The following is a 6,399-nucleotide window of genomic DNA, read 5'->3' on the forward strand; positions in this document are numbered from 1 at the left end:
ATTTGGGCAAACGACTGGGGCGTAAATCTCCGGTTGCTTGGGCGTTTACGATCGTCAAAAACCTGAGCACTGGTAAACCCTGCACTTACTGGGAAGAGTTTAAGTCAGGTATTCCTCTGGGCACGTCTGACCAACGGGAATGGGAAATTGCGCCCGGTGTGGCGTGTTCGATCGCTATTCAATGTCTACAGCAAGATTACCTCTCGCGCCCCGGCACAACGCCACAGGAAGCCGCACGGAAAGCGGCACAGACGATCGCCCGCCCGAATGAAATGGCGGCAGTGTGGGAGTCAATTAAATCGCAGGTGATGTTTCGGCGATCGGAATGGGAGCGGCAGTCGGAGCTTGGGGTGCAGTCGCCAGTTTTAGATTCTTGGATGGTACCCAAAGCGGCGGTGTCGGTTGAGGAAGTGGCGATCGCGCTGCAAGATATCCAACCGGCTCTACCCGTGGCGTTGTTGCCAAATCAAGAATTGTTGACCGTGCCGATCGTAGAAGTTAAAAGCGCGATCGGTGACGAGAACACAGAAACTACTTTGGTGAAAGCTTTATCCGATGTTACCGTAACCGATTACGGTAGCAAAGCAGCGCCTGACGGCGAAGAAATCGCAGCAGCAGCTAAAGCTAAAATCAGCGCTGTGTTGAGCAAGTTTGCGCGACCTACTAAGCGTGTGGCGACTTTGGTAGCGAACATGGCAGAAGTTAAGGACGCCGGACACACAACGCCCGTAGCAAAACCTTTGAGTTCTAGCGGTGGGTTGGCGGATTACCTGTGTCGGATTGAGGTGTCAGAAGATGAAATTTGGTAGGCGTGGTTGCAGAAAATTTTGAAAAAGTTGCTCTCGGTAGTCGCCTCGGTTTTCTTAAAAGTTGAAAATATCAGTGGTTTCCAGAAGATTACGATCAAGTAACTTAGGCTGCTACCGCATTAAAAAAGCGCTAGCAGAACACGGCTGTTAGCGCTTTTAGATTTTAGCTTTGGGTATTTAGTGAGATGAAACCTTCCCCAGTATCTTCACACTGATTAGAGTTTACCACGAACGCCCATCTATCCTACCGCCGCCACGCCTAGACTTAGTTTTCACCTAAAACCCAGTTTTCTAATCTACATTTCCGGCAAGTAGGCGGATGCTTGCGGACTAACCATTTTACTTGTCCACAGAAAGAACATTCACCTTTTCTATCACCTCTCTTTTGCTCAAGGTATTTTCTGTGTTCTTTGTTCCAATCCGATCGAACTTTGCGCCCCCGCTCTGATGCGTTGTACTTTTTTTGTGGTTCTGGTGTTGGTGACATACTGGTATAATTTTAGTGGTTGTTTCCGTGACAAGTTACAACTAGAAGCCCCTTTGTGCTAAGGGGCTTCTTTGTTGGGCGTTTGGGGCCGTGTTGCGATACCGCCCGGATTATTGTCTACTTTAATAAGCTTTGTTGAGTGTAAACAACGTCTTTAGCTTGGCGTACCATTCCATCAAGTAGCCCGGTGTCAAAGGAGGTAAAACTACTAGGCACTTCGATTTGCTGCCAGCCTAGCGCGACCGCTAAATCGGCTTCAGTGTACCTAGTACCTCTCAGCTTCCGTTTGCCCTTTTCGACATACTCTAATTGCAAGCACATCTTGCTAGTCATGTCGCCTTGGTATCGCTTAGCAGAAACGATGTCGGCTGATATTACTGTGACGTGGCGACAGACAGGGACGCCCATTCCGTTAATCAAGACTAGCGTAACTTTCTGAGCTTCAAGTTTTTTGACATCAAAATCAGGTTGAGCTTGTGTAGGTGCTATGACTACTGCTTCGCGTTTTTTCGCTTCAATTTGTTCGTCAATTTCCTTCATTATTGCGAGATGAACTTGAGCCTCTGTCCTCTTGACTGCAAGCTTAGCTTCGAGTGCATCGGCTTCTTGCTGACTAGCCATGTACTGAGCATAGGCTTGCTGGCGATCAACCTCAAGCACGTCTGCATCTGACGGGTCTATGTGACTCGGTTGCGGTTGCGACGTGGTTTCTGCGACTACCTCTACTGATTCAGGTTCAGGATCGCTAACGACTTCCGGCTCGCAGTCGTCTGCATTTTCTTGAAGACGAATGAGGTTTGTTCCATCAAAAGCTGAACCGTAAATAAACTCGTTGATGAGAGAGCGTTCACAGTCTTGTAGGCAGTGGCTACCGCGATTAAACTCGCTCAGGTCGAACTCGGCATGGCAGCTTGTTTCGCCATTGCAGGTGACGGTAAAGTGTGCGTACTCTGGGTTTTGCTCTCTCCAAGCCGCGATAGCTTGAGTAACTAGCTCGCGGCTGTGTGTTCTGCTAGTTTCGATAAACCGAGAGCGGCTGTCGCCGTAGTGTCCAATCAGCTTGTCCACTTGGTCGGTTGTGGGGCCATCTGTCCAAGATGTGTCAACTGATGAACCCATACTGAATCGGCTGATTGTTACGCTGAACTTGGTGGCTGGGAATTCTTTCTTGAGGATTGCTCTGATTTCTTTGGCTACGTCTTTGATGTCCATGTTTTTCTTTTTCTTGTTTCCGTGACTCTTTTAATATAATACACGGTGCGGAAATTTGTCAATAGCTTTTGAAAAGTATTTTTAGATTAAGGTGTATTGTGTTTTATAAAAATCGGCACAAAAAATCAGCCCGTTTTTGGCGGGCTGATGACTGATAACTGATAACTAAACTATGTAGGCCCCATTCTTAGTCTTGATCACCCCGTCGGCAATTTTCACCTCATCCGACGCCCGCTGCACTATCAAGGATTCCAGCCGATCACGCAATTGTTCCGGCGCGTCCGTCGCTTCAAGGTAGGTAAGCAACTCTGCCGCCAACGGTGACTGGGCTAGGAGGCGATCAGTTTCGCCGCGAGCCATTGGATACCCCCGCACCCACTGTTCAATTTGTTTTTTAGCGGCTTCTACGCTTCCCATGACCGCAACAAAATATGCAAAGTCACCTGCCTGGAAGCTGATTATCTGCTTTTCGCGCTTAAGCCTTTTAGGCAATTCCGGGCGGCGCGCACCCTCACGATACCCGCCCCGCCCGACTCCTGTGGATTTTGTCATTTATTTTCCCGAACCTCTTGATATAACCCTTTGATTATAGGATACTAATATTCACAGGGCAAGAAGGGGCGACGCAAATGAATAAATCATTAAACAACATAAAAGAAGAATTTACAATTTTTTTTGATCAAAGAATCGAAGAATTTAAAACAAGTGGTAAATTAACCACAAACTTTGATCGGGAAAAAGTAATTAACGCAAACTGGATTATTCTTTCCGACACTAAATTGTCTCCAAACTGGAGAGCTTGCAAAATTTCTGAAAACTTACGCAACACTGAATATCGAAAAGTTCTTGAATCGTGGGCTAAAAAGATAGGCTATCAAAAGAAAGAGCCATCTAATGATGAATGGTATTATGGTGCGTCCGATGAAGAGTCATTTTAAGTGACAAAATTGACCCTAAGAACGCTGAAACGCCCTTCGGGGCGTCTGCCAGGTGGTTGTAACCCTGGTACTGAAGATGGCAAACTATGAATTTTATCAAAATTGAGCTTATGACTGAAAAAGAATACATCCTTGATGAAGTGCAAAAGATTTTAAACAACATCCACAGCATAAACGTGGTAGACAGGCCTGACGGCCTTAGCGACCCCTCAAGAGGTAGAGGGTCTATATTATTTTATTCCGATTTTTGGCCACCAATGAATTCCGGCGATCAATACCAATACTTTGCAGTCCGAGCTTGCAGCCTCGGCACTGCTTGTGGACAAAGAGACAGGGAAAGTATTAAATACATTTATGGAAGTGGGGCGGGCTATCCAATACTTAAACAATTTCCCAATCATTATCAACAAACTCTTGAATGGGAGCCAAAAGCTAAAGTCTGGGAAGCCTTGGGAGAAGTGCTGAAAATTAATTAATCAATTTTAAGGCTTCTACAGATGAAAGCAACAATAAGCATCAAATCTCGCAAAGGAAACAATAAAGCAAATGCTTAATGACTAATAAAATCAAATTACGTACAAAAAAGCAGCTATCTGATGTGAGTCGGTAGCTGCTTTGTATTTGATAATTTATCCACACTCAAATTATACTTTACATTTGCATAGAAATTTTAACTACTTACTAATGTCTAAAGATGTTCCATCCGTAAAAACAATTTTGCGTATACCTAAACCAGGTTCTTTTTCTACAAAACTTACTATTTTATCTAAAAAAGATAAATCTATTTGATAGACTTCAGAGGCGGGGAAACATTCATACATTACATTTGTTGCCTTAATAAAAATCAAAGCAAAATAATAAGGTTGAGTAATTGTTAACGAATAGCGAAAATCAGCAACTAAACCGTATTCCCACCGCAACAACCGAAATCCTGATAAATTCATTTTTCTCATTCTCCCCAAATTTCCTGAATGTCTTCCGCCTCATCCAAGCACAAATGCCTCGGATTCTCTAGTTCTGAAAGCTCGCCCGGTTCGTCGTTGAATGACTCGTAGTAGCTCAAGTCAATTACGAAGCCACGAGCCAACGCCATTTTTGAGCCGTTGAAATGCCACTTGGCATCTCGCCAGATGGCAAAGTATGCGGTGCCACAAGTCGGGCAATTCCAGCGCGTGCCGATGTTTGGGGGGTCTGTGTGGACGCGACGGAATTCGATCGGCTTGCCCCGCAAATCGGATAACCTGACTATGTTGTCGCAGCAGGTCGATCGGCAAAGGTTTCGGCTCATAAATTATTGCGAGGTTGTTTTTGAATGTCAAGCATTTGACAAATTTGCAAATCGGTTATATTCCAATAGCTATTTCTGCCGAAACTAATATTGTTTACAATTTTCTTGCCTTTCAACACCGACAAGGTACTTGAAACTGTTTGATGCGTACTAAAACAATACCTAGCAATTTCGGTATTTGTTGGCATTTCCCCAAGATGGTGAATGGCATCTACTATTTTGCGCTGCAAAGAAGAAAGGTTTCGCATTCTCTCCTTTGCAGCTAAATATTCGCCAATACTAAATTCTTTTGCCATCACTCAATACTCCTACTTTCCAGCCGCCCCAAGTAATCCCGAAAAAGCATCAAATCGAAATTAGACTCAACCGTGCCTATTTGAGCGTGCCCCGTGGTTTGGTAGCTCAGCATTTTTTGGAATTCGCGATCAACACCCAATTGCTTGAATTCTTGCTCTATCTCGGCCAGCAACTCAGTTTTTTTGTTGTTCCTGTTCTAGAGTGTGATCAGGAATAGCAAAATCTTTGACCGTGTATTCAGATGGCTCAGAGTTTAAGTTGGACATAGATTGTTTATTTCCTCATTAAATTTAAAAGCGGATTCAGAATCATCAAGCACACAGTCGCTACTCTCAAGTAGTTTGAAACAATCGGACGCAACAGCGATGGGGTTCGGGAGTCTCCGTTTAGATTCCAAAACCTATCTTGATGAATCAGTTTATGCGCTTCCGGCGACAGCGGGACGCAATCTCTAACAACCCATTCATTCCGTAAATTTTTATAATGGAGATGGTGCGCGTGTGTTGCTCTTTTCCAAGGATGTAATGCACATCGTTTGCCTGTTAACGCAAGTACGTTGTTGCTCTTTTTGCGCCAGTTTACCGACTGGATGTAGAGAATATATTCTGCGCTCCTAGTCATTGTTTTATTCTCCCTTAATTAGTCGATCAAGCAGTTCTCTAGCTTCGGTATAAACGTGGTGATTTCTGCCCCCTGGACGCGCACCCCACAACAAGAAAATTGTCTTTTCTTTACCTAAATTTTGAGCAATTATCATTTTTGCTAATTGCACTCTCTGATCGTGTTCAGTTACGGAAAATTCAGACGAAAACACGGGTGGGGAAGCTTCCGCTAGTATATCAGGCAAAAAAGCTTCCAAGTCTACAATCCCCATTCCATCTGAGTTTCCGGGATTTTCTATCTTGGAGGCCGGAATGTTCCAGGGTGTTCCGAGGCCTAACTCGGAATTATCGGCGGAAAAGTCAGATGACACATTTGGAAACTCATCTATTGACGTATTTTGATGGCGCCGCTGGTAGTGTCTAATGTCAGCTTGCAGGCAAATGGTTGGCGGCTCTAATGTCACAAACAATATTGGTCGCTCATGTTTCATGGAAACGGGCTTAAGTTGTTCAAACTCGCTTAGTAATTGAGTTCGGGTCTCTTTGTTGGGAACCATAAAATGATCGTTAATCATGTTTGTCAGTACGCCGTAACTTTCGTTTACCCCTTCGTCGTTTGTGTAATAGTTGCCCAGTCCAAGTAGATTGAAATTTTGACGGCTGTTTTTATCAGCCTTCATTCCGATCGCTTCAAGATTAAATGATTGTAAATCTGCCCAAAGGCAAACGTTAAAATCTCTACCATTGAGAACAATATCTACCATTT

8 protein-coding genes, 1 other RNA gene and 1 pseudogene are annotated in these 6,399 nt (G+C 44.4%); 4 read left to right on the forward strand and 6 right to left on the reverse strand.

The features are described 5' to 3' along the window. Positions 1–809: hypothetical protein (locus tag QUA24_RS26370; protein ID WP_333233311.1), on the forward strand; the 809-nt coding region annotated here is incomplete at its 5' end. Positions 810–1,413: 604 nt separating this feature from the next. Here QUA24_RS26370 and QUA24_RS26375 read toward each other — a convergent pair. Together QUA24_RS26375 and QUA24_RS26380 are read right to left on the reverse strand one after the other, a co-directional pair. Then, a complete protein-coding gene (locus QUA24_RS26375; RefSeq protein ID WP_333233313.1) occupies positions 1,414–2,508 on the reverse strand; it encodes an LPD29 domain-containing protein in 1,095 nt (364 codons plus the stop codon). A 165-nt stretch (positions 2,509–2,673) separates the two neighbouring features. Next, complete coding sequence (locus QUA24_RS26380; RefSeq protein ID WP_333233315.1) at positions 2,674–3,060, reverse strand: hypothetical protein; 387 nt, start codon at positions 3,058–3,060, stop codon at positions 2,674–2,676. A gap of 77 nt (positions 3,061–3,137) precedes the next feature. Between QUA24_RS26380 and QUA24_RS26385 the strand changes: the two genes are divergently transcribed. The 3 genes from QUA24_RS26385 (at position 3,138) to QUA24_RS26395 (ending at position 3,922) form a co-directional block, all read left to right on the forward strand. Beyond that, positions 3,138–3,446, forward strand: coding sequence for a hypothetical protein (locus QUA24_RS26385; RefSeq protein WP_333233317.1), 309 nt, complete (start codon positions 3,138–3,140; stop codon positions 3,444–3,446). Positions 3,447–3,468: 22 nt separating this feature from the next. After that, an RNA gene (locus tag QUA24_RS26390) (hammerhead ribozyme type II) lies at positions 3,469–3,535 on the forward strand. Beyond that, a complete protein-coding gene (locus tag QUA24_RS26395) occupies positions 3,533–3,922 on the forward strand; it encodes a hypothetical protein (protein ID WP_333233319.1) in 390 nt (129 codons plus the stop codon). The genes QUA24_RS26390 and QUA24_RS26395 overlap by 3 nt, the downstream gene beginning before the upstream one ends. Positions 3,923–4,120: 198 nt before the next feature. On the opposite strand, the gene QUA24_RS26400 is transcribed toward QUA24_RS26395, so the two are convergent. The 4 genes and pseudogenes from QUA24_RS26400 to QUA24_RS26415 form a co-directional block, all read right to left on the reverse strand. Further along, complete coding sequence (locus QUA24_RS26400) at positions 4,121–4,390, reverse strand: hypothetical protein (protein WP_333233321.1); 270 nt, start codon at positions 4,388–4,390, stop codon at positions 4,121–4,123. 5 nt (positions 4,391–4,395) lie between these two features. Continuing rightward, positions 4,396–4,734: a hypothetical protein gene (locus QUA24_RS26405; protein WP_333233323.1), complete on the reverse strand. Its 339-nt coding sequence runs from the start codon at positions 4,732–4,734 to the stop codon at positions 4,396–4,398. Then, positions 4,731–5,030: a hypothetical protein gene (locus tag QUA24_RS26410; RefSeq protein WP_333233325.1), complete on the reverse strand. Its 300-nt coding sequence runs from the start codon at positions 5,028–5,030 to the stop codon at positions 4,731–4,733. The genes QUA24_RS26405 and QUA24_RS26410 overlap by 4 nt, the downstream gene beginning before the upstream one ends. 626 nt (positions 5,031–5,656) lie before the next feature. Then, positions 5,657–6,399 (reverse strand): annotated as a pseudogene (locus tag QUA24_RS26415) (hypothetical protein); the annotation flags it as partial.

It is taken from the genome of Microcoleus sp. Pol12B5 (assembly GCF_036701335.1).
Lineage (GTDB): Bacteria > Cyanobacteriota > Cyanobacteriia > Cyanobacteriales > Microcoleaceae > Microcoleus.

What these genes read in the sequence shown, in the direction of transcription:
- QUA24_RS26375 (WP_333233313.1), bottom strand. Translation starts at nt 2,508, where the DNA reads ATGGACATCAAAGACGTAGCCAAAGAAATCAGAGCAATCCTCAAGAAA.
- QUA24_RS26380 (WP_333233315.1), bottom strand. Translation starts at nt 3,060, where the DNA reads ATGACAAAATCCACAGGAGTCGGGCGGGGCGGGTATCGTGAGGGTGCG.
- QUA24_RS26385 (WP_333233317.1), top strand. Translation starts at nt 3,138, where the DNA reads ATGAATAAATCATTAAACAACATAAAAGAAGAATTTACAATTTTTTTT.
- QUA24_RS26395 (WP_333233319.1), top strand. Translation starts at nt 3,533, where the DNA reads ATGAATTTTATCAAAATTGAGCTTATGACTGAAAAAGAATACATCCTT.
- QUA24_RS26400 (WP_333233321.1), bottom strand. Translation starts at nt 4,390, where the DNA reads ATGAATTTATCAGGATTTCGGTTGTTGCGGTGGGAATACGGTTTAGTT.
- QUA24_RS26405 (WP_333233323.1), bottom strand. Translation starts at nt 4,734, where the DNA reads ATGAGCCGAAACCTTTGCCGATCGACCTGCTGCGACAACATAGTCAGG.
- QUA24_RS26410 (WP_333233325.1), bottom strand. Translation starts at nt 5,030, where the DNA reads ATGGCAAAAGAATTTAGTATTGGCGAATATTTAGCTGCAAAGGAGAGA.